This is a genomic window from Paenibacillus sp. FW104-T2 (genome assembly GCF_058789975.1).
This window is the reverse complement of sequence record NZ_JBYTCE010000013.1, coordinates 12,324-33,134: the sequence shown is the minus strand read 5'-3', so window position 1 is coordinate 33,134 and position 20,811 is coordinate 12,324. Positions and strand designations below refer to the sequence as shown.

Genomic DNA, 20,811 nt, shown 5'->3' with positions numbered 1-20,811 from the left:
ATGGCGGTTTTTCAGTGTGATCAACCCTGCTGAATCGGCTTGATCATATGGTTATATTCATGTCCTGCAATGACAATGACATCATCCTTCGTATAGCCCTGTCGTTCATACAGCATCAAGGCACGTCCATTATCCCGTTCAACAATAAGAGCCACCCGTTCATGCCCCAGCTCCCTTCCCTGCTGCTCAAAAGCAGCCATCAGAGCCCGGCCGATCCCCTGTCCCTGATAGGATTCGCTTACCGACAGCGTATCCAGATAATATTCTCCGGGACGAGTTTCTTTGATTATTGCATACTTCTCATCCTGACTGCGTCCTGGCCGATCCAGAATCGGCTGGTCCAGACGATCTGCTTCACTACCGTCGTAGGCTACGAGAATACCGGCAATGTCCTGACCATGTTCCATCACCGTTACATGGCGATAGCTGATCCGGTTGGCCTCCTGCATATAAAACTGCTTCAGAATCTGCATTGCCTGCTCGTGATTGGAATCACCCGCCAGTGCATAAGCAATGTCTCCTATCGCCTGATAGAGCAGCGGAATGACTTGATCTGCATCCTCCCTGCGAGCTGGCCGCAGCTGAAGATGGGGTTCACTACTGCCCGGTTGCTTCATCTGATTACTCATCAGATTAACATGTTGAAGAGATTCAGATTTTTGTTCAGCTCGGTATAGGCAATGCCTTTGCGATTCATGCGTTCAATCAGAGGCTGATAGTCTTCCTTGTACATGAGCTCAATGCCTACTAAGGCAGGGCCGTTCTCTTTATCATGCTTCTTCGTATATTCAAACCGGGTAATATCGTCATTCGGTCCGAGCACTTCCTCCAGGAATTCACGCAATGCACCTGCGCGCTGCGGGAAATTCACCATGAAGTAATATTTCAGACCTTCATAGATCAGGGAACGTTCCTTAATCTCCTGCATCCGGTCGATGTCGTTGTTACCGCCGCTAATGACGCAGACTACAGTCTTACCCACAATTTGCTCACGGTATTGCTCCAGTGCAGCAACAGCCAATGAACCGGCGGGTTCAACCACGATTGCATTTTCATTGTACAGCTCCAGGATGGTCGTACAAGCTTTGCCCTCCGGCACCTTCACGATGTCATCCAGCGTGCTGCTGCAAATGTTGTAGGTCAGGTCTCCTACCCGCTTCACTGCAGCTCCATCCACGAATTTATCGATATCATCGAGCGTGACAACCTGTTTGCGGAACATGGCCTCACTCATGGAAGCAGCGCCAAGAGGCTCCACACCAATGATGCGCGTTTCCGGGCTGACCGTCTTCATGTAGGTTCCGACACCAGCAGCGAGTCCACCGCCGCCTATGGTAACAAATACATAATCTGCATCCTCATCAAGGCTTTCCATGATCTCCATCGCAACCGTACCGTTACCCGCAATAATTTTGGGTTGGTCGAACGGATGAATGAACGTCATCCCCTGTTCGTCACATGCACGCATGGCTTCTGCATACGCATCATCATACGTATCCCCGATCAGCACCACTTCTACATTGCTGCCGCCGAAGCGCCGTACCTGTTTGACCTTTTGATTCGGTGTTGTGCTCGGCATGAAGATTTTGCCGTGGATTCCGAGGGCATTACAGGAAAAGGCAACACCCTGTGCATGGTTCCCTGCGCTTGCGCAGACAATGCCCTTCTCCAGCTCAGCCGGAGTCAGACTGCGGATCATATTGTAGGCACCCCGAATTTTGAAAGAGCGCACCACTTGCAGATCTTCCCGCTTGAGATACACATTGCAATTATATTTGGTCGACAATACAGCATCCCGCTGCAGAGGCGTTCTTACAATAACTTCACGCAGCACATGATGTGCACGTACGATATCTTCCATGCCAACACCGGCATGGCCGGAATTTTTATTTTCCGTTGATTCTTGTTCCACTGGTTTCATCTCTTCTCCACACTCCGCTTTGTCTTGGTTGGCAATGCAAGCATTGCTTTTTCTGTTATTGTATCACTTTTGACCTAAGCTTGCGCCAAGCCCTTAACGATTTGCCATCCGCAAGATTTCATCAATAATAATCTGTGGGTCGGTAAAAGTGACCATATGTCCCGATTGACCTGCTTCAATCCAATGTCCGTTCGCGAGCCCTTGGGCTGTCTTGCGGTGAGCTGACACAATGGCAGGTCTAATTTTATGCTCTCCCTGTCCTGCCTTGGTGCCAGAAATAATCCGGACTTCCAGATCTCCCAACTTAGGAGGAGTATTCCGCAATGAGGCCAAATCATCCAAAAACGCCACCGATTCAGCAGCCATCGTACTTGCTGCCTGTACAGTGAAGTCTTCCTCTCGGTGATCTCGTGCAACATCTTCTGGTTGAACCTGACCCGGTTTACTGCCCATTTTCCGATACAGCCCTGTACGTGCCATCCAAGGAAGTAGGAAACGGTTCAAGCCAAAACTGATTCTGGCCATAGAGGAAAAATACAATTCACAGTTCTCGTCGGATGGATCGACCAGTATCAGTCCTCTAATTCGAGACAGATTCGCAGCTGCCGCAGCTCTGACGACTGGCCCTCCCCAGCTGTGTCCCACCAGAATGAAAGGGCCTGGCCCTAGTGCCGTCAGCAGATCGCCCAGATCCTCTGCAAGCCTGCGGAGAGTCCGCTGCTCCGTGTCGGCCTCACTCCTTCCCAACCCGGAACGATCATAGACCACAGACTGTGTATGGTCAGCTACTTGGGGCGCCACGAGTCCCCACGCTGATCTGGAAAAGCCCATGCCTGATTCAAAAACAACGATGGGGTGACCGGCTCCCTTCGACATATAATGAAGCTTGCGGCCATCTCGTGTGTGGATAAATGCACTTGAACCATACGAATGATTGGAATGAATAGCGTTCATGGTCCCCTCCTGCCCTGTTTACGAACGTTGTCAATTCTAGTCCTATCGCTCTAAATGAAAATGATTATCAATTACTTAAGTATAGGATAATTCCTCCTGTAAAAGCAAACCAAAAACCCGATCCATTCAAGGCTCGGGCTCATTATAAACTGGCGAATAAGTCGATTGTATCAACTACCTATTGCATTTCACTTACTTACGATATCATTCGTGTGCTACGCTCGGATTCCATGATCTTTGCTGTTCAACTGATCCAGCAATTGATTCATGGCTTCTTCACTCATCGCTCCCCCACTGAAAGCGACCAGGGCACGCAGCGGCATATATTTCATCATGGCAGCCATCATATCCGCATGCTCTCCCGCATCATCTCCACCCATGCCGCTGGCTTCCTGGAATTGCTGCATCGCTTGTTCCAACAGCTTTTGGTTAGCCGGGTCACGCTGAATGTCGCCGAGCGTGCTATTCCGTGTGTATGTAGGAATGAACGTTGCCGTGGATTCCACTTTAACACGTTTGATCAGATGAATGTCCTTGGAAGAACTGCCCACTTGAATATCAAACTCTCCAGTCTCTACGTGCCAGTCTTTCATATCCACATTGTAATAAGCAAACGACCGTTTGTTTAACGTAAAGCGAACTACCTCGGAAGCCCCCGGCTCCAGCTCCACTTTGGCAAATGCCTTCAGTTCCTTCACCGGACGAATCACCGTACTTTCCACATCACTGACGTACAGCTGCACGACTTCTTTGCCCGCCCTGTCTCCGGTATTGGTAACTTTAACGCGTACTTCAACTTCATCCTGGTCTGTCAGTTCAGTCCGGTCCACTGCCAGATCGGTATATTCGAATGTTGTATAACTCAGTCCATAGCCAAATGGAAATAACGGCTCGATCTGTTTCTTGTCATAGTACCGGTAACCTACGAAGATACCTTCCTTGTAGTCTACCCGATCTCCTTCACCCGGGAAGTTAAGGAAAGACGGATTATGGCTCAGCTGTGCGGGGAACGTCTCTGCCAGTTTGCCTGAGGGATTTACCTCGCCGTACAACAAGTCAGCAATCGCTCCGCCAACAGCCTGCCCGCCCAGATAAGCTTCGAGTACAGCCTTCACTTGTGGCAGCCAAGGCATTTCCACGGGTGAACCATTGCTGAGCACAACAACGATACGTGACTGAACCTTGGCCACCTCTTCAATCAGGCGGACATGGTTATCCGGCAAGCGCAGATGGGAGCGGTCATATCCTTCAGATTCGTAGCGGTCAGGCAAACCGACAAAAACGACCGCTGTATCCGCATCCTTCGCAGCCTGAACCGCTTCTGCCATAAGCTGATCATCCACATCATCCGCTTCAATGCGGTAACCTGGGGCATAGGAGATCTCTGTCCCCGTTCCTGCAATCCGGGTCATCTCTTCCACAATATCATCGACTTGGGTCGGATTGATGTGAGAGCTTCCTCCACCCTGAAAGCGTGGTTTGCGGGCAAAGGCTCCAATCAGCGCAAGCTTGCCTTCACGTTTCAACGGAAGCAGCTGATCTTCATTTTTCAGCAAGACCATACTCTCTGATGCTACTTTACGGGCAAGCTGATGGTGCTCGTCCTTATTGTAGGTAGCGCCCTTACGCTGCTGATCCGCAGCCTTGAAGATGAGTGTAAGCAGACGTTCTACCGCCCGGTCCAGCTTCTCCAGGGACAGCTTGCCACTCTCGACGGCTTGAATAACCTTGCGCTCTCCGATCCCACCACTTGCAGGCATTTCAAGCTCCAGCCCTGCGGAAAGCGCATCCGCACGTTCATTCACAGCACCCCAGTCGGACACAACGAGACCCTCATGTCCCCATTCTTCCTTCAGAATATCGGTGAGCAGCCACTCATTTTCACCTGCATATGTACCGTTCACCTTGTTGTAGGAGCACATCACTGTCCAAGGCTGACCATCCTTCACCGCACCTTCGAAACTGGCAAGGTAAATCTCACGGAGCGTGCGCTCATCTACCATTGCATCAATGGACATGCGCCGCTCCTCCTGGTTGTTCACCGCAAAGTGTTTCAGCGATGTTCCTACACCCTGACTCTGCACACCCTGGATATGGCCGGTTGCCATGCGCGTAGACAGAAGCGGATCCTCGGAAAAGTATTCAAAATTCCGTCCGCCCAGTGGCGAACGCTTAATATTAACACCGGGTCCCAGCAATACGCCTACTTCTTCTGCCTGACACTCTTCACCCAGCGCCACTCCGACCTGGCGCGCCAGGTCAGTATCCCAAGAGCTTGCTAATCCTACTGCGGATGGGAAGCAGGTCGCTGGCACACTTGAGGTCAAGCCCAGATGATCCGCGCTTCCATCCTGTTTCCGCAGGCCATGCGGCCCGTCTGTCACCATGATGGATGGGATACCGAGACGCTCCACCCCTTTCAAATGCCAAAAGTCCAGTCCTGAGCACATGCCTGCTTTTTCTTCCAGTGTCATCTGCTGTACCAGTTCCTTGATGTTTCGTTCCATAATAACCCCTCCAGTTCATGATGGTGCTTAAGTAAACTGATTCTCCTACTAGAATAAACTCCACTGACAGAAAAACTTTCGATCGCTGTTATCCCCAGATTTTTTAATCCCTTATTTTGGGGAAATCCGGTGATAAAGGCGAGGGCTTCGCTTCTCCAGTCCTTTCTGTCCGCTCCGTACTCTGTAGTTTGAAACAGTTCACTTTTTTATTTGCTATAGTAACTAAGCATACAAGCTTATGTAGTACGCATTGAAATGATTACCCGGTTAGTAACGTTTACATAACACTTGTAATTCATTCGGGTAGATCAACAAAAAAGGGACAGCCCGATCCTTTCAGATCAAGCTGTCCCTTGTCTTGCCGATATAATCTGACTCCGGATTCATTACCCAGATCCAATAATCAGGTTTACGCCTGAGCTTTAAACCATGCTGCCGCAGCCAATGCCTCGGTACGGGTCAGTTGATGCCCCTGACGCTCCCAGTGCGTTTTCACATCGGCACCTGCACCGCTAAGAAGTGAAGCCAGTTCTTCCGTTTCCCGTCTCGGTACAATCGGATCATTCTCTCCTGCACCGATGAAGACAGGCAATCCGTTCAGATTCGGCAGTTCGAGTCCACGCAGAGGTACCATAGGATGATGCAAAATTGCGCCTTTGAATACGTTAGCCTGGTGGAACATCAAACTAGCCGCAATATTGGCACCATTGGAGTAACCGAGTGCGTAAACATTACCACGATCGAATCCGTACTCCACAGCCGCTGCATCCACAAATGCACCCAGCTCCGCTGTTCGTGCAATCAGATCCTCTTCGTCAAACACCCCTTCGGCCAAGCGGCGGAAGAAACGGGGCATCCCGTTCTCCGACACGTTACCGCGTACACCCAGCATGCCTGCTCCTGGTGCAATCAATTCGCCAAGACCTACCAGATCATTCTCGGTTCCACCTGTCCCGTGAAGCAGCAGCAGTGTTGGGGCATCCGGCTGTGCACCTGCTTGATAAATATGTTTCATCGTATTGGTTGTTGTCATGATTTGGACTCTCCTTTCCATTCACGTACTTCGATTGGTGGAAGCAATTTTTCAATCTGCTCACGCTGTGGTTCATACCACTCAGGCAGCATCAGTTTCTCACCCATGCTCTCCTGAGGTTCATCGCGTGCAAATCCCGGAGGATCTGTAGCCAGTTCGAACAATATGCCGCCCGGTTCCCGGAAATACACGGCATTGAAGTACTGACGGTCGATTACAGGGGTTGGATGGTAGCCTGCTTTCTCCAGATCGCGCTGCATTTGCTCATGCTCTGTATAGTCTTTTGCACGCCAAGCAATGTGGTGCACCGTACCTGCTCCGCCAATGCCCCGCTGGAATCCGGTAGATTGAACGTCGATGATTTGCCCGATGTCACCAGTCGCACGAAGGCGAATCAAACCATTCTCTTCCCCTACCTGTTCCAGGCCGAGCATGGAAACCAGCACATCAGTGGTTTTCTCAGGAACTTGGCTGAACAGAACTGCGCCGCCAAAACCTTTGATCGCATGCTCAGGAGTTACCCCGTTGAATGTCCATTTACTTGGCTGGCCCTCTTCACGTTCAACCAGTTCAAGCAGCAGGCCGCCTTTGTCGAAGAAGCGAATATATTGCTCACCGAATCTGGTTTTATTTTCAAACGGAATATCGAAGGAAGCGAGACGTTCTTTCCAGAATGGCAGACTTCCTACCGGAATCGCATATACGGTTACCCCAGTCTGTCCGGAACCAATGACGCCTCTCATGGCATTTTGGTGCGGGAAGAAGGTGATGATTGTACCTGGTGCCCCATCCTCATTACCGTAATACAGATGATACACATCCGGTGCATCGAAGTTAATTGTTTTTTTCACCAGTCTCAGGGCCAATACCCCTGCGTAAAAATCCACATTTTTCTGTGCGTCATCTACAAAAGCCGTTACGTGATGGATACCTGAAGTTCTGAACATAATCTCCACTCCCTTGGTTTTAATTTTATCATGGTTGAATTTAGCGGTTTGTTATTCATTGTTGTTTGTGTGCGTTTGTTGTTGTTTGATTATCTTTAATTTAAGATTCTTTAAATTCATATTAATCCATTGTTGGTCCAATTGCAAGCTTTTTGTTTTAAAATTAAGATTGTTTCATCGTTGATGTTGTTAACTCCTGATTAGCAGAAAAGAGCAAAACAAAAACAGGTCTCCGAATGAATCGGAAACCTGTCTTTCTTAAATCTACTTTAAGTCAATTTCAATCGTTTGGGCGGATTCACCAGATCCCTATGCTCGTATTCATCCTTGATATCCCCAACGATTTCCTCCAGAATGTCCTCCATCGTAACCAAACCAATGGCCGCACCCTCTTCATTATTCACAACGGCCATATGCACACGACTCTGCTGCATTTGGATCAGAACGTCCTTGATCGGAGACTTCTCCGAAAATCCAGGCATATCATGAATGTAGGTATCCATGCTGAACGATCTTCCTGCAGCCACACTGGTCAGCATTTCTTTTGTATTAATGAAGCCGATAAAGCGAGCCGCATCCCCATTCGCAATGACCGGGTATCTCGTATACTCGTGCCGATTCAGCACTTCAATAACCTGATCCAGTGGCATTTCCTTATTCAGCGTAACGATTTTTTCTTTGCGAATCATAATCTCCTGCAGCAGACGCTCATCAAACGCAAAAATGTTTTTCAGATAGTCCAGCTCGGTCTGATTGATCTCCCCGCTCTCGTAACTCTGGGCCACAATCAGCTTCAGCTCCTCTTCGGAGTGGACGGTATCGTGTCCGGCAGGCTTGATGCCAAAGATTCCGAGCAGCACCCGTGCTGCTCCATTAAGCGCATAGATGAACGGATTCATGATCTTACCAAACCAGTACAGCGGTGGTGCAAGTAAAAGCGTCATTCTCTCTGCAAATTGGATCGCCAGCGTTTTGGGTGCAAGCTCACCAATAACCACATGCAGGAACGTAATGATCGCCAAGGCAATCCCGTAGGATAATATCGTCGACACGGCTGCCGGTACTTCAAGTCGCTCGAACAGCGGATGAAGCATTTTTTCAACCGTCGGTTCACCCAAAGCCCCCAGAACGAGAGCCGTAATCGTGATCCCCAGTTGACATGCCGACAGGTAATAGTCCAGATTGTGTGCGACTTTCTTGGCCATGACCGCTTTTTTGTTGCCTTCCGAGATCAGCTGATCAATTCGTGACATCCGCACTTTCAGAATGGCGAATTCAGCGCCGACGAAGAAGGCAGTGAGCCCTATAAATACGGCTACCAAAAATAAATTCAATGCTATTATTCCGTCCAATGATTTCCCTCGAGTGAGGGATTCACCTCCAAGTTAAACATTTTAATGGTTATTTTAGATGACTACGAAAGGTTGTGGGTGGCCGTTCCGGTTACGGATCGTTCTTTCGATCGCTGTTGTCTCCAAATTTTTAATGAACTAATCTCTTCAAAGGTTTAAAATTTGTTTACAAACGCGAACGCTCCGCTTCTCCAGAATCGATTCCGTCCCCTACACTACTACGCAGAAATATTATCAAAAATGCAAAGCAGGTTTAGTTAAGCCAGATCGCTTGTGGCTTCCTCCACCGGGGATGCGTTCACGCGCTCAAGCAGGACCTGCTTGATCTGATAGTTTTCGGTATCCACAACGGTCCAGACATAGTCACCGTGGGCAACCGTATCACCATTTTCCACACGCACACCCTTCTGGAACTGAATCCAGCCAGCGACGGTGTCCATCTCTTCATTCCCCTCGAAAATCAATCCGAACTGCCGCTCCACTTCGTCCAGAAGCACCCGGCCGTTAATCAGATATTGATTCTCTCCGGTCTCCTGAATGTCAGCCACTTCATCAGCATCGAATTCGTCACGGATCTCACCAACAAGCTCCTCCAGAATATCCTCCATCGTCAGAATACCCGAGGTACCGCCGTATTCATCGACTACCACCGCCATATGCACGCGTTCCTGCTGCATTTTAATCATGGCATCCTGGATACGTGTAATCTCGGAAACAAATGGAATCTCACGAACAAAGTCGGCAAGTTGGTATTGCTTCAGGGCAACCATATCCGGCAGAATCTTTTTGACATTGACCATGCCGACAATGCGGTCCTTATCCCCTTCCTCTATGACTGGATAACGGGAATAGTTATGCTCATCAAGCACGGGGATGATATCGTCGTAAGTCATCTCCTGGTCCAATGTGACAAGTTCCGTCCGCGGAACCATGATATCTTTTGCAACCCGTTCATCAAACACAAACACATTTTCCAAGTAAGACAACTTGGTTTGATTCGTCTCGTCGCCTTCATAACTCTGGTTCATGATGATTTTGATCTCATCCTCGGAATAGGCCTGGTCATGTCCTGCAGGCTTCACACCGAACATCCGCAGAAGGACGCGGGATGCCCCATTGAGTGCCCAGATGAAAGGGTACATGATCTTTCCGAACCAGTATAGCGATGGCGAGAGCATCAGCGTCAATTTTTCCGAAAATTGAATCGCCATGGTTTTAGGTGCCATCTCACCGACAACCACGTGAAGGAACGTCACAAGGATAAAGGCAATCGCATAGGAGGCAACCGACGAAATGGCCGGTGAAATATTCAGGTACTCAAATACCGGATATAACAGCCTCTCGACAGTCGGCTTACCTAATGCACCAAGTCCTAGAGCCGTTACCGTAATACCAAGCTGACAGGCAGACAGATAGTAATCCAGATCGGAAACGACCTTCTTGGCGAGTACTGCCTTTTTGTTACCTTCGGCAACCAGTTGATCCACTCTTGATGTACGAATCTTAACAACCGCAAATTCGGATGCCACAAAAAAAGCAGTCAAAGCAATCAAGAGCACAAGTAATGCTAAATTCAAGATGGTAATTATGTCCAATGATTTCCCCGATTCTCAGGGATTCACCTCCAGAAATAGTTACAGCAGCGCTCGTTAACCACGTTAACGGCTGCACGGCTGATTGTAGTTAAATTGGGCGTATGCATATATAAAATCAAATTTAATAATGACCAGATTGCTATATGCTGCACACAGACCTTGTAAGTTGCAAAACAGGAATTCAGGATGAAGTCAATCACAATAAGAAACCACTTCACTATAATTAGGGCTAACCCTCATGCTGTCAGATTGTTTCTCCGATTTACTCCACCTTAATTCTCCATTTGGACAGTTTACAATATCGCCTTCCCAATAGATATCCACCTCCCCTCTTGTTCATTCCTGTTTCAGAAAAGTATAACATGTTCCGAATCAAACCATCCAGTTGTACGTCATGGTTTGGATTATCTTGCACGTAAATTCATGAATATTTTGTTCACAAATGGCTTAATTCATGTAATAAGTTACTTATATGCCTAACAAAGCTATGTATAGAATAGACCCATTTTATAACACTACTACCCTTGGAGTTATCCAGCTGAAACATATTTCTAACAGAATGATCCAGCGTAAAAAAAGGCCCGCCCAATGAATGCCAGGCTTCAATCTGAAGGCATTCCTCGGGCGGACCCATATTCCATATTAACTATTTAGACTAGAGCTTTGGCAGCAATGTCAGATCGCTGATGCTTGCCTTCGAAGCGGATACGTTCCGCCTCTGCATAAGCCTTCTTTCTAGCTTCGGCAATATCAGCTCCAAGACCCACAACCCCAAGAATACGTCCACCATTCGTGACCCATTCTCCGGATTCGCTGCGCGCCGTCCCTGCGTGGAAGACGACAGCATCGCTGACCTGATCCAGACCTTCGATGGCTACGCCTTTTGCATACGGCCCCGGATATCCTCCCGATGCCAGGACCACGCATACAGCAGACTCTTCGCTCCACTCAATCTCCATGTCTGCCAATTTGCCATGCACGGTGGCCCAGAAAATGTCGAGCAGATCCGTTTTGAGGCGCGGCAGTACAACCTGTGTCTCAGGATCACCAAAACGAGCATTGAATTCAATTGTTTTCGGTTTGCCATCCGGCGAGATCATGAGCCCGGCAAACAGTACACCGCGGAATGGACGTCCCTCGGACACCATGGCTTTGGCCGTTGGCTTGATAATGGTTTCAACAGCCTCTTCAATAATTGAATTCGGAATATGTGGCAGTGGTGAATATGTACCCATACCACCTGTGTTAGGCCCCTTGTCATCGTCGTAGACTGGCTTATGATCCTGTGCAGCGGCCATCGGACGAACGGTCTCGCCGTCGACGAATGCCAGAATCGACATCTCCTGCCCTGCCAGAAACTCTTCAATAATTACTTTGGCTCCTGCTTCCCCGAAGACTTTCTCTACCATAATACTGCGTAGTGCCTGATCCGCTTCCTCGCGGGAATAAGCGACCGTTACACCTTTACCGGCTGCAAGGCCATCGGCCTTGATGACCACGGGAATTGACTGTACATTCAGATAAGCCTGAGCCTGCTCGTAATTGTCGAATTTCTCATAGGCTGCCGTTGGGATATTGTATTTATGCAGGAGATCCTTCATGAATGTTTTGCTTCCTTCGATCTCTGCTGCATTGCGACGCGGTCCAAAGACCGGAATGCCTGTGGAATCAAATGCATCCACAATCCCGTCTGCCAGCGGATCATCCGGACCAATGACCACCAGGTCCACCTTGAGTTCCACGGCAAGAGCCTTTAATTTATCGAATTCATTCACTGCCACCGGGTGACATTCGGCAAGCTGTGCAATGCCTGCATTTCCTGGCGCACAGTGAATCTTGCCCGCCTTCGGACTTCTCGCCAATGCCCAGATAATCGCATGCTCCCGGCCGCCGCCGCCTACTACCAGAATATCCATTCGTTCCGTTCCCCCTCATGAATTCCAGAATTCGCTCATTCATCATTTAATGTGCTGAAAATGAGGATGAACAAGCCTATTCGCTTGTTCATCGACGTGTGAAGCTTTGATTTCGACTCTTAGTGTTTGAAATGGCGAACGCCTGTGAAGACCATGGCAATACCATACTCATTCGCTACTTTAATGGACTCTTCATCCTTAATGGAACCGCCTGGTTGGATAACAGCTGTAATTCCAGCCTTGGCTGCCAGTTCGAGCGTATCCCCCATCGGGAAGAATGCATCCGATGCGAGAATAGCACCCTTTGCTTGCTCGCCAGCTTGTTCAATGGCAATTTTGGCTGCACCAACGCGGTTCATTTGTCCAGCGCCCACACCTACGGTCATGTCATTCGCTGCAAGCACGATCGCATTGGATTTCACGTGCTTAACGACTTTCCAGCCAAAGAGGAGCTGTTTCAATTCTTCTTCGGAAGGTGCACGATCTGTAACGACTTTCAGTTCACTTGCTTCAATGGAATGCACATCGCTCTGTTGTACGATCATGCCGCCGTCGATAGAGGTCACCGCGAATTGGCTCGCCCGGTCACGAGCTGCATTCAATTCACCCGTTTTGAGCAAACGAATGTTTTTCTTCTTCGTCAGGATATCCAGTGCCTCTTGCGTAAAATCAGGAGCAAGCACGATTTCCAGGAAAATCTCGCTCAGTTTGGCAGCTGTGTCGCTGTCGATTATGCGGTTCGCTGCCACAATGCCACCGAAGATGGATGTTGGATCAGCAGCATATGCTTTGCTGTAGGCTTCATAGATGCTTTCACCAATGCCCACGCCGCAAGGGTTCATGTGCTTAACCGCCACAACAGCAGGCTCTACAAATTCCTTAACGATCTGCAATGCTGCGTTTGCATCGTTGATGTTATTGTAAGACAGCTCTTTGCCGTGCAATTGCTCGGCTGTTGTCAACGTATCTTGAGCAGCAAGCGGTTTACGATAGAATGCCGCTTGTTGATGCGGATTTTCGCCGTAGCGCAAATCCTGGATTTTTTCGTAAGTCACCGTCAAACGCTCTGGCAGTGGATCACCATTCAGGTTGGAGAGATAATCAGAGATAACTGCATCGTAAGCCGCCGTATGACGGAAAACTTTTGCCGCAAGCCGTTTGCGTGTTTCCAGCGTGGTATCCCCACTGCTGCGCACTTCCTCCAGCACTTTGCCATAGTCTGCCGTGTCGACAACAACACTAACAAAAGCATGGTTCTTGGCTGCTGAGCGAAGCATGGTAGGACCACCGATATCGATGTTCTCAATCGCATCTTCATAGGTTACATCCGGCTTCGCAATGGTGTCCTGGAATGGGTACAGGTTTACGACTACCAGGTCGATATAATCCAGTCCATTCTCTTCCATCTGGCGTTTATGATCTTCACTGTCACGTACAGCCAGCAAACCGCCATGAACGGCTGGATGCAGCGTTTTGACACGTCCGTCCATAATTTCCGGGAATCCAGTCACATCCGAGATCCCGATCACAGGTACGCCTTCCTTCGACAACAGGCTGCTTGTACCTCCTGTCGAAATAATCTCCACTCCCATTTGCGACAGCTCGCGGCAAAAGTCCACGATGCCTGTTTTATCCCACACACTGACCAAAGCTCTTTTGATACTCACAATATGTCCTCCTTTAATGTCCCATAGCCCCGCGTTTCATGACGAAACACAGCCGATTTATTTCCCGAGAAATATCACAAAATGCGTACCAAGTTTCGACGATTCCTACGATATAAGGTGAATGAATGATTTCATATCAGAACCATTGAGAGTTCAGAACAATCTTGCGATCGCCTTCACTCCCGGATGAAATGCTAACTTCTCCGTTATCTTGTACATGCTTAGTTCGCTTTCCGAACTGTAACCTGACGGCCCTCCAGCTGAACCAATCCTTGAGCAAACCAGGAAACAACCTCCGGATACAGCTGCTGTTCCGCTGCATGAATGGAACGGCTGATCGATTCTGCCGTATCCTGAGGCAGAATCGGCACAGGATGCTGGGCAATGATAGGCCCCGTATCCATGCCACCATCCACGAAGTGTACGGTTACCCCAGTGATTTTAACGCCGTACTCCAATGCCTGTCCGATTGCATCCTTACCAGCAAATGCGGGCAGCAAGGAGGGATGGATGTTAATCAACCGTCCTGCATACCGATCCACAACGACTGAAGTCAGCAACCTCATGTATCCGGCAAGAACAACCAAGTCAATGTTTTTGGATTCAAGCACTTCCACGATCTCAGCCTCGTAGGCCTCGCGGGAATCGTAATTTTTCGGAGTGAACAGATGGCAATCCACGCCTGCATCCTTGGCCCGCTGCACAACACGTGCAGCAGGTTTGTCACACACCAGCAAGTCTACGGACGCATCCAGTTCTCCGTTTTTCGCTGCATCCACCAATGCCTGAAAGTTCGACCCTTCACCAGAGGCAAATACGGCAATCCGGTAGTTCGCCATTAAACATCCGCTCCCGTGAAGGTTACTCGCGCATCTCCTTCAGTCACACGTCCAATGATGTACGCTTCTTCACCAGAAGCTTTCAGCTGTTCCAGAGCTTCATTTGCGTCTGCTTCGTTCACGACAAGCACAAGTCCGATTCCCATGTTAAACGTGGTGAACATATCCCGGTTCGAGACCGACCCTTTTTGCTGCAGCAGGTTGAAGATCGGCAGGATTGGCCATGAGCCGTAATCGATATCTACATTGACGCTGCTCGGCAGCATCCGTGGGATATTCTCGATAAAGCCGCCACCCGTTATGTGTGCCATGCCTTTGACGTTGACCTTTTCCAGCAGGGACAGAAGTGGTTTCACATAGATTTTCGTCGGCTCCAGCAGTGCATCACCCAGCTTGCCGCCCAGTTCAGATACTTCCTCATGCAGATCCAGCCCGGCTTCCTCCAGCAAAAGTCTGCGGACCAGTGAGAATCCATTGCTGTGTACACCACTGGAAGCCAGTCCAATTACCGTGTCACCTGGAGAGATGGTCGTGCCGTTGATGATTTTGGCTTTATCCACGATTCCGACGGTAAATCCGGCAATATCGTATTCCCCTTCACTATACATGCCCGGCATTTCTGCCGTTTCTCCGCCAATCAGCGCACATCCGGACTGGTGACATCCTTCAGCGATACCAGCAACGATGGCTTCGATCTTCTCAGGGATGACTTTGTCACATGCCAGGTAATCGAGGAAAAAGAGCGGCTCCGCCCCCTGCACCACAATGTCGTTCACACACATGGCCACAGCGTCGATTCCAATGGTATCGTGACGGTCCATGGCAAACGCGATTTTCAGCTTGGTTCCCACACCGTCAGTGCCGGAAACGAGCACCGGCTCATCATATTTGTCTTTGTTCAAACCGAACAGGGCTCCAAATCCGCCCAGATCTGTCATCACTTCCGGACGGAAGGTACGCTTCACGTGTTTTTTCATCCGTTCAACCGCTTCATTACCTGCCGCGATATCGACGCCGGCCTTTTTATATGCTTCTGACACTACCATCGCACCCTTCGTATCTTATATAAATTGAACTAAAGATATTTACACCGTAATACTCCGATGACAGAATAACCTTCCAATCGCTGTTATCCCCAGATTTTTTTGATTCCCTTTTCAAAGGGAAAATCCGGTGATAAAGGCGAACGCTTCGCTTCTTCAGGTTTTTTCTGTCCTCTCCGTTTTTGTGTAAAAGGATAGTCCAATTTATTGATTTTTGCCCATTTCTAACAGATAGTTCTGCACCAACTCAAATCCAGCTGCACCCAATGTAATGTACAGGCTGTACTCTGCTGGTGGAATCATTCGAATGAATTCGTCTCCGTCATACAAACTCCCGGCGCACTGGAATACTTGCAGTTCCTTCTTCGCAGGTGTCAGCGGGAGATTACCGATAATTCTCCATGTTCCATCTCTCAGAAATGCTGGTGAGGTGAAAATCACGCTGCTCTTACGTTGACCGAAAGAATAAACGAGGAACTCGCCGTCTTTCAAACTTACGGTTTCGTCACGCTGAATGCTCATCACGCCAAACGAAAATGCCTTTTTGAAGCGGTCTCTCAGAGCACATATAACCTGACACACGGCGAACCGTCCATCATGCATTGGAATCAGAAAAACATCGCCCTCATTATAGCTTTTTCTTCCCATAAGCCTGACCTCCTAACAGCTGCAGCCAAATTTCTCTTCGCCACCGAAGTCAAGGTTGGTTGGATAATCATTATCGAAGCAAGCGAGGCAGAGCCCGCCTTTGTAATCATCCTGATTATCTCCCTGAATGGATGCAATCAGTCCATCGGGACTGAGGAACGCCAGAGAGTCCGCGTTGATCTCACGGCAGATTTCCTCCACCGACAGCTGCGAGGCAATAAGCTCACGGCTGTCAGGCGTATCAATGCCGTAGAAACATGGATTTTTAAATGGAGGCGATGTAATACGTACATGCACCTCGGTTGCTCCGGCATCTCGCAGCATGTTCACAATCCGGCGTGAGGTGGTGCCCCGTACAATGGAATCATCAATCATAACAACACGTTTGCCTTCAACCACACGGCGCACGGCACTCAGCTTCATCTTCACGCCCTGCTCACGCAATTCCTGGCTTGGCTGGATAAACGTACGTCCGGTGTATTTATTCTTGATCATGCCCATCTCGTATGGAATACCGGTTTGCTCAGCATATCCAATTGCCGCGGAAATACTGGAGTCCGGTACACCTGTTACCAGATCAGCATCCACAAAAGATTCAATCGCCATGCGTCCACCCATCCGCTTCCGGGCAGCATGCTGGTTGGCCCCGTTCATGTCACTATCCGGACGGGCAAAATAAATATATTCCATCGCACACAGTGCCTTGCGGTGCTTGTGATGATCGAAGCGATCCTCGTGCAGACCATCTGCGTCGAGCACCAGCAGTTCACCAGGTTCAATATCGCGAATCAATTCTGCGCCGATCGTTTCCAGTGCACACGTTTCGGATGCAAACAAATATGCATCTCCGAGCTTGCCCATCGTCAGCGGACGCAGACCGTGCGGATCAGAAGCCACCAGCAGCTTGTCGTTGGTCATGATCAGAAATGCATAACCGCCCACAATACGTTGGAAGGCATCTTTTGCTGCTTCCACCAAGCCCTTCGATGAACGTGCAATCAAATGCGCAATAACTTCCGTATCGCTAGTCGTTTGGAAGATCGACCCGCTCTGCTCCAGCTCCCGGCGAATCGTTGGTGCATTCACGATATTCCCGTTCGTGGCAACGGCCAGATCCCCGTCACGATACTTGAAAACCAGGGGTTGTGCATTGGTCAGTTTACTGTCGCCGCTCGTGGAATACCGAACGTGACCGATGGAAATATCACCAGACAAGGTCTGCATCAGGTCTTTGGTGAAGACTTCCTTCACCAGACCCATACCACGATGGTAGTTAAACTGGGTACCATCACTCACACACATACCTGCACTTTCTTCGCCCCGATGTTGGAGCGCATGCAGTCCATAATAGGAGAGCGAAGCAGCATCAGGGTGTCTGAACACCCCGAATACGCCACATTCTTCCTTTAATTTATCGAGTCCTTCCTTACCGGACCCTTCGTTATAATAATCGCCTGTCCACCACTGTCCTGTCGTCAGTTCATGAGACATGGAATCGCATCCTCCCAGACCTGAGCCAAACCTCCTACGGGTTCGTTCACGGCTGATGTTCCGTTCAATTCGATCGTCAAGTTGCTTCCTTCCACACGTCCAATAACAGCTACGGGTACACCGCGCTCACGTACAAATGCTTCAAGTTTGCCTGCTTGCTCCGGCGAAGCGGACAGCAGAATGCGGGATTGACTCTCACTGAAGAGTGCATGATCCGCACGCAGTGCAGTTTCCACATTCACCTGTGCACCCACGTTGCCGCTGATGCAGGATTCAGCCAAAGCTACAGCCAATCCGCCCTCAGACAAGTCATGTGCCGAGCGAACAAGTCCGGATTGGATAGCTTCCAGCACGGTGCTGAGCAATGCTTTCTCCGTGTTCAGATCAAGCTGCGGCGGACGGCCTTCCGTTTTGCCATGAACCGCGTATTGCAGCTCGCTGCCACCCAGCTCCGCTTTGGTCTCACCGAGGAGGATGATCACATCACCTTCGGATTTGAATCCCTGTGTCGTGATATGATCCGTATCATGAACGAGACCTACCATACCGACTACTGGCGTTGGATAGATTGAGCCTTTGGCGTTTTCGTTATAAAGACTCACGTTACCACCAATAACCGGCGTATCCAGTACACGGCACGCTTCTGCCATACCGTCAACGGCTTTTTCCATCTGCCAGAAAATGTCCGGCTTCTCCGGGTTACCGAAGTTCAGGTTGTCCGTAATCGCCAGTGGCTCCGCACCGGAACATACAATGTTACGAGCCGCTTCACTAACTGCAATGCGGCCACCCACTTCAGGATCCAGATAGACATAACGTCCGTTACAGTCCGTTGTCATCGCCAGACCTTTGCGTGTTCCGCGAATCGTTACCACGGCAGCATCTGAACCCGGACGAACGGCTGTACTTGTACGAACCATGTAGTCGTATTGATCGTAAACCCACTTTTTGCTTGCTACCGTTGGCGAAGCCAATACCTGTTTCAACGCACCGCCGAGATCCGACACTTCATCGTAACGCAGCGTGTCGATTGAAGCGCTTTGCTCGTAGTAAGCCGGTACAGAAGATGGCTTGTTGTACACTGGACACTCATCGACCAATGCCTTCACTGGCATATCCCCAACCACTTCGCCGTGATGGTACAGCTTCAGACGTCCGTCATCGGTAACTTTACCGACTTTTGCACAGATTACGCCCCAACGTTCGAAGATCTCCATTGCTTGCGCCTCATCCTTCGGCTCAACCACGAACAGCATCCGTTCCTGAGACTCGGACAGCATCATCTCATAAGGCGTCATGCCTTCTTCGCGCTGCGGTACCTGATCCAGATACAGTTCCAGACCATTACCGGCTTTACTTGCCATCTCCGCACTGGAGCAAGTCAGGCCAGCTGCACCCATATCCTGAATACCAAGTACGATACCCGTGTCGATCAGTTCAAGGCAGGACTCCATGACGAGTTTTTCCATGAACGGGTCGCCGACTTGGACCGCTGTCTTCTTGGATTCGGATTCTTCTGTCAGTTCTACCGATGCAAACGTTGCACCGTGAATTCCATCACGACCCGTTGGAGGACCAACATAGTACACTGGATTTCCTACGCCTTTGGCTACACCGCGCTGGATTTTGTCATGATCGATCAAGCCTACACACATGGCATTAACGAGTGGATTGCCTTCATAACTTTCGTCGAACATCACTTCACCGGCTACCGTTGGAATCCCGATACAGTTACCATATCCGGCAATACCGGATACGACATGCTCAAACAGGTATTTCACGCGGTCGCTCTCCAATTTCCCGAAACGAAGCGAGTTCAGCAGGGCTACCGGTCTTGCACCCATGGAGAAAATATCACGGATGATACCGCCCACGCCTGTTGCTGCCCCTTGATAAGGCTCTACCGCGGAAGGGTGGTTATGGCTTTCAATTTTGAAAACAACAGCCTGGTTGTCACCAATGTCAACGATCCCGGCACCTTCACCTGGTCCCATCAGGACACGCGGTCCACTGGTTGGGAAACGGCGCAGCAGCGGCTTGGAGTTTTTGTATGCACAGTGCTCGGACCACATAACGCTAAATACACCAATTTCAGTGTAGTTCGGCTTGCGTCCCATGAATTCACAGATCAGCTCATACTCGCTGTCCGACACGCCCATTTGTGCGTAAAGTTTATGTTCTGCGACCTGTTCTGCCGTCGGTTCCTTAGCGGATAGCTGCTGCGTCATGTCGATCCCTCCATGCTTTCAAAATAGATGTAAACATTCGTTTGCCGTCTTCCGAGCCCAGCAGTGAATCCACCGCGCGCTCCGGATGCGGCATCATGCCAACCACGTTTCCACCCTCATTACAGATTCCTGCGATATCGCCCAGGGAACCGTTCGGGTTGCTGCCGTACGTAAATACGATCTGGTTGTTCGCCTGCAAGCTCGCGAGCGTCTCTTCATCGCAGTAATAATTACCTTCACCGTGAGCAATCGGAATGATAATCTCTTCCCCAGGTGCATAATCACGTGTAAATGGTGTATCTGCATTCGTTACTTTCAATACCGTATCGTGACAACGGAATTTCAGTGACATATTGCGAATCAACGCACCCGGAAGCAATCCGGCTTCAGTCAGAATCTGGAATCCGTTGCAGATCCCCAGAATATATTTGCCTTGTTCAGCAGCTTTGGCTACCTCATTCATTACAGGTGCGAAGCGGGAAATCGCCCCACAACGCAAGTAGTCTCCATAGGAGAAACCACCCGGAACCAGGATACAGTCATACGCCGAAAGATCCGTTGCCGTGTGCCATACATAATCAACCTCTTGCCCAATGGCATCTTCCACTGCCTTGTAACAGTCAATGTCGCAGTTGGAGCCAGGGAACACAAGAACTGCAAATTTCATGGG

General features: G+C 49.6%; 16 protein-coding genes. All 16 read right to left on the bottom strand.

The genetic code is table 11. The features are described from left to right. Positions 1 to 20: 20 nt before the first annotated feature. Positions 21 to 629, bottom strand: coding sequence for a GNAT family N-acetyltransferase (locus tag AC3WQ3_RS17285; RefSeq protein ID WP_492472897.1), 609 nt, complete (start codon positions 627 to 629; stop codon positions 21 to 23). Beyond that, positions 629 to 1,921: a threonine ammonia-lyase IlvA gene (gene ilvA / locus AC3WQ3_RS17280; RefSeq protein ID WP_095360928.1), complete on the bottom strand. Its 1,293-nt coding sequence runs from the start codon at positions 1,919 to 1,921 to the stop codon at positions 629 to 631. Before ilvA ends, AC3WQ3_RS17285 begins: the two co-directional genes overlap by 1 nt. 93 nt (positions 1,922 to 2,014) lie before the next feature. After that, entirely contained in the window at positions 2,015 to 2,875 is an 861-nt protein-coding gene (locus AC3WQ3_RS17275) for an alpha/beta fold hydrolase (protein ID WP_492472896.1), read from the bottom strand. A gap of 215 nt (positions 2,876 to 3,090) precedes the next feature. Continuing rightward, positions 3,091 to 5,382: a beta-glucosidase family protein gene (locus AC3WQ3_RS17270; RefSeq protein WP_492472895.1), complete on the bottom strand. Its 2,292-nt coding sequence runs from the start codon at positions 5,380 to 5,382 to the stop codon at positions 3,091 to 3,093. 409 nt (positions 5,383 to 5,791) lie between these two features. Continuing rightward, the gene (locus tag AC3WQ3_RS17265; protein ID WP_336781543.1) at positions 5,792 to 6,397 is read right to left on the bottom strand and encodes an alpha/beta hydrolase; all 606 of its coding nucleotides are present in this window, start codon (positions 6,395 to 6,397) and stop codon (positions 5,792 to 5,794) included. A gap of 14 nt (positions 6,398 to 6,411) precedes the next feature. Next, a complete protein-coding gene (locus tag AC3WQ3_RS17260; protein ID WP_371859966.1) occupies positions 6,412 to 7,362 on the bottom strand; it encodes a ring-cleaving dioxygenase in 951 nt (316 codons plus the stop codon). Positions 7,363 to 7,631: 269 nt separating this feature from the next. Then, positions 7,632 to 8,714, bottom strand: coding sequence for a hemolysin family protein (locus tag AC3WQ3_RS17255; protein WP_492472893.1), 1,083 nt, complete (start codon positions 8,712 to 8,714; stop codon positions 7,632 to 7,634). Between the two features lie 257 nt (positions 8,715 to 8,971). Next, complete coding sequence (locus tag AC3WQ3_RS17250) at positions 8,972 to 10,309, bottom strand: hemolysin family protein (RefSeq protein ID WP_492472892.1); 1,338 nt, start codon at positions 10,307 to 10,309, stop codon at positions 8,972 to 8,974. Between the two features lie 650 nt (positions 10,310 to 10,959). Further along, positions 10,960 to 12,225, bottom strand: a complete 1,266-nt coding sequence (gene purD, locus AC3WQ3_RS17245; protein WP_154893027.1) for a phosphoribosylamine--glycine ligase — start codon at positions 12,223 to 12,225, stop codon at positions 10,960 to 10,962. A gap of 119 nt (positions 12,226 to 12,344) precedes the next feature. Continuing rightward, positions 12,345 to 13,892, bottom strand: a complete 1,548-nt coding sequence (gene purH / locus AC3WQ3_RS17240) for a bifunctional phosphoribosylaminoimidazolecarboxamide formyltransferase/IMP cyclohydrolase (RefSeq protein ID WP_127538326.1) — start codon at positions 13,890 to 13,892, stop codon at positions 12,345 to 12,347. 221 nt (positions 13,893 to 14,113) lie between these two features. Continuing rightward, complete coding sequence (purN, locus tag AC3WQ3_RS17235) at positions 14,114 to 14,731, bottom strand: phosphoribosylglycinamide formyltransferase (protein ID WP_492472891.1); 618 nt, start codon at positions 14,729 to 14,731, stop codon at positions 14,114 to 14,116. Then, the gene (gene purM / locus AC3WQ3_RS17230) at positions 14,731 to 15,771 is read right to left on the bottom strand and encodes a phosphoribosylformylglycinamidine cyclo-ligase (protein ID WP_095360921.1); all 1,041 of its coding nucleotides are present in this window, start codon (positions 15,769 to 15,771) and stop codon (positions 14,731 to 14,733) included. Before purM ends, purN begins: the two co-directional genes overlap by 1 nt. Before the next feature lie 207 nt (positions 15,772 to 15,978). Further along, a complete protein-coding gene (locus tag AC3WQ3_RS17225) occupies positions 15,979 to 16,422 on the bottom strand; it encodes an immunity 26/phosphotriesterase HocA family protein (RefSeq protein ID WP_492472890.1) in 444 nt (147 codons plus the stop codon). 12 nt (positions 16,423 to 16,434) lie between these two features. Continuing rightward, positions 16,435 to 17,913, bottom strand: coding sequence for an amidophosphoribosyltransferase (gene purF / locus AC3WQ3_RS17220; protein ID WP_127538322.1), 1,479 nt, complete (start codon positions 17,911 to 17,913; stop codon positions 16,435 to 16,437). Next, entirely contained in the window at positions 17,898 to 20,141 is a 2,244-nt protein-coding gene (gene purL / locus AC3WQ3_RS17215; protein ID WP_127538321.1) for a phosphoribosylformylglycinamidine synthase subunit PurL, read from the bottom strand. The genes purF and purL overlap by 16 nt, the downstream gene beginning before the upstream one ends. Continuing rightward, positions 20,119 to 20,808 carry a phosphoribosylformylglycinamidine synthase subunit PurQ gene (gene purQ, locus AC3WQ3_RS17210; protein ID WP_095288457.1) on the bottom strand — a complete coding sequence of 230 codons (690 nt, stop codon included), beginning with the start codon at positions 20,806 to 20,808 and terminating at the stop codon, positions 20,119 to 20,121. Before purQ ends, purL begins: the two co-directional genes overlap by 23 nt. Between the last annotated feature and the right edge of the window lie 3 nt (positions 20,809 to 20,811).

Coding starts and splice junctions, on each gene's coding strand:
- AC3WQ3_RS17285 (WP_492472897.1), bottom strand. CDS start 629: ATGAGTAATCAGATGAAGCAACCGGGCAGTAGTGAACCCCATCTTCAG.
- ilvA (WP_095360928.1), bottom strand. CDS start 1,921: ATGAAACCAGTGGAACAAGAATCAACGGAAAATAAAAATTCCGGCCAT.
- AC3WQ3_RS17275 (WP_492472896.1), bottom strand. CDS start 2,875: ATGAACGCTATTCATTCCAATCATTCGTATGGTTCAAGTGCATTTATC.
- AC3WQ3_RS17270 (WP_492472895.1), bottom strand. CDS start 5,382: ATGGAACGAAACATCAAGGAACTGGTACAGCAGATGACACTGGAAGAA.
- AC3WQ3_RS17265 (WP_336781543.1), bottom strand. CDS start 6,397: ATGAAACATATTTATCAAGCAGGTGCACAGCCGGATGCCCCAACACTG.
- AC3WQ3_RS17260 (WP_371859966.1), bottom strand. CDS start 7,362: ATGTTCAGAACTTCAGGTATCCATCACGTAACGGCTTTTGTAGATGAC.
- purD (WP_154893027.1), bottom strand. CDS start 12,225: ATGGATATTCTGGTAGTAGGCGGCGGCGGCCGGGAGCATGCGATTATC.
- purN (WP_492472891.1), bottom strand. CDS start 14,731: ATGGCGAACTACCGGATTGCCGTATTTGCCTCTGGTGAAGGGTCGAAC.
- AC3WQ3_RS17225 (WP_492472890.1), bottom strand. CDS start 16,422: ATGGGAAGAAAAAGCTATAATGAGGGCGATGTTTTTCTGATTCCAATG.
- purF (WP_127538322.1), bottom strand. CDS start 17,913: ATGTCTCATGAACTGACGACAGGACAGTGGTGGACAGGCGATTATTAT.
- purL (WP_127538321.1), bottom strand. CDS start 20,141: ATGACGCAGCAGCTATCCGCTAAGGAACCGACGGCAGAACAGGTCGCA.
- purQ (WP_095288457.1), bottom strand. CDS start 20,808: ATGAAATTTGCAGTTCTTGTGTTCCCTGGCTCCAACTGCGACATTGAC.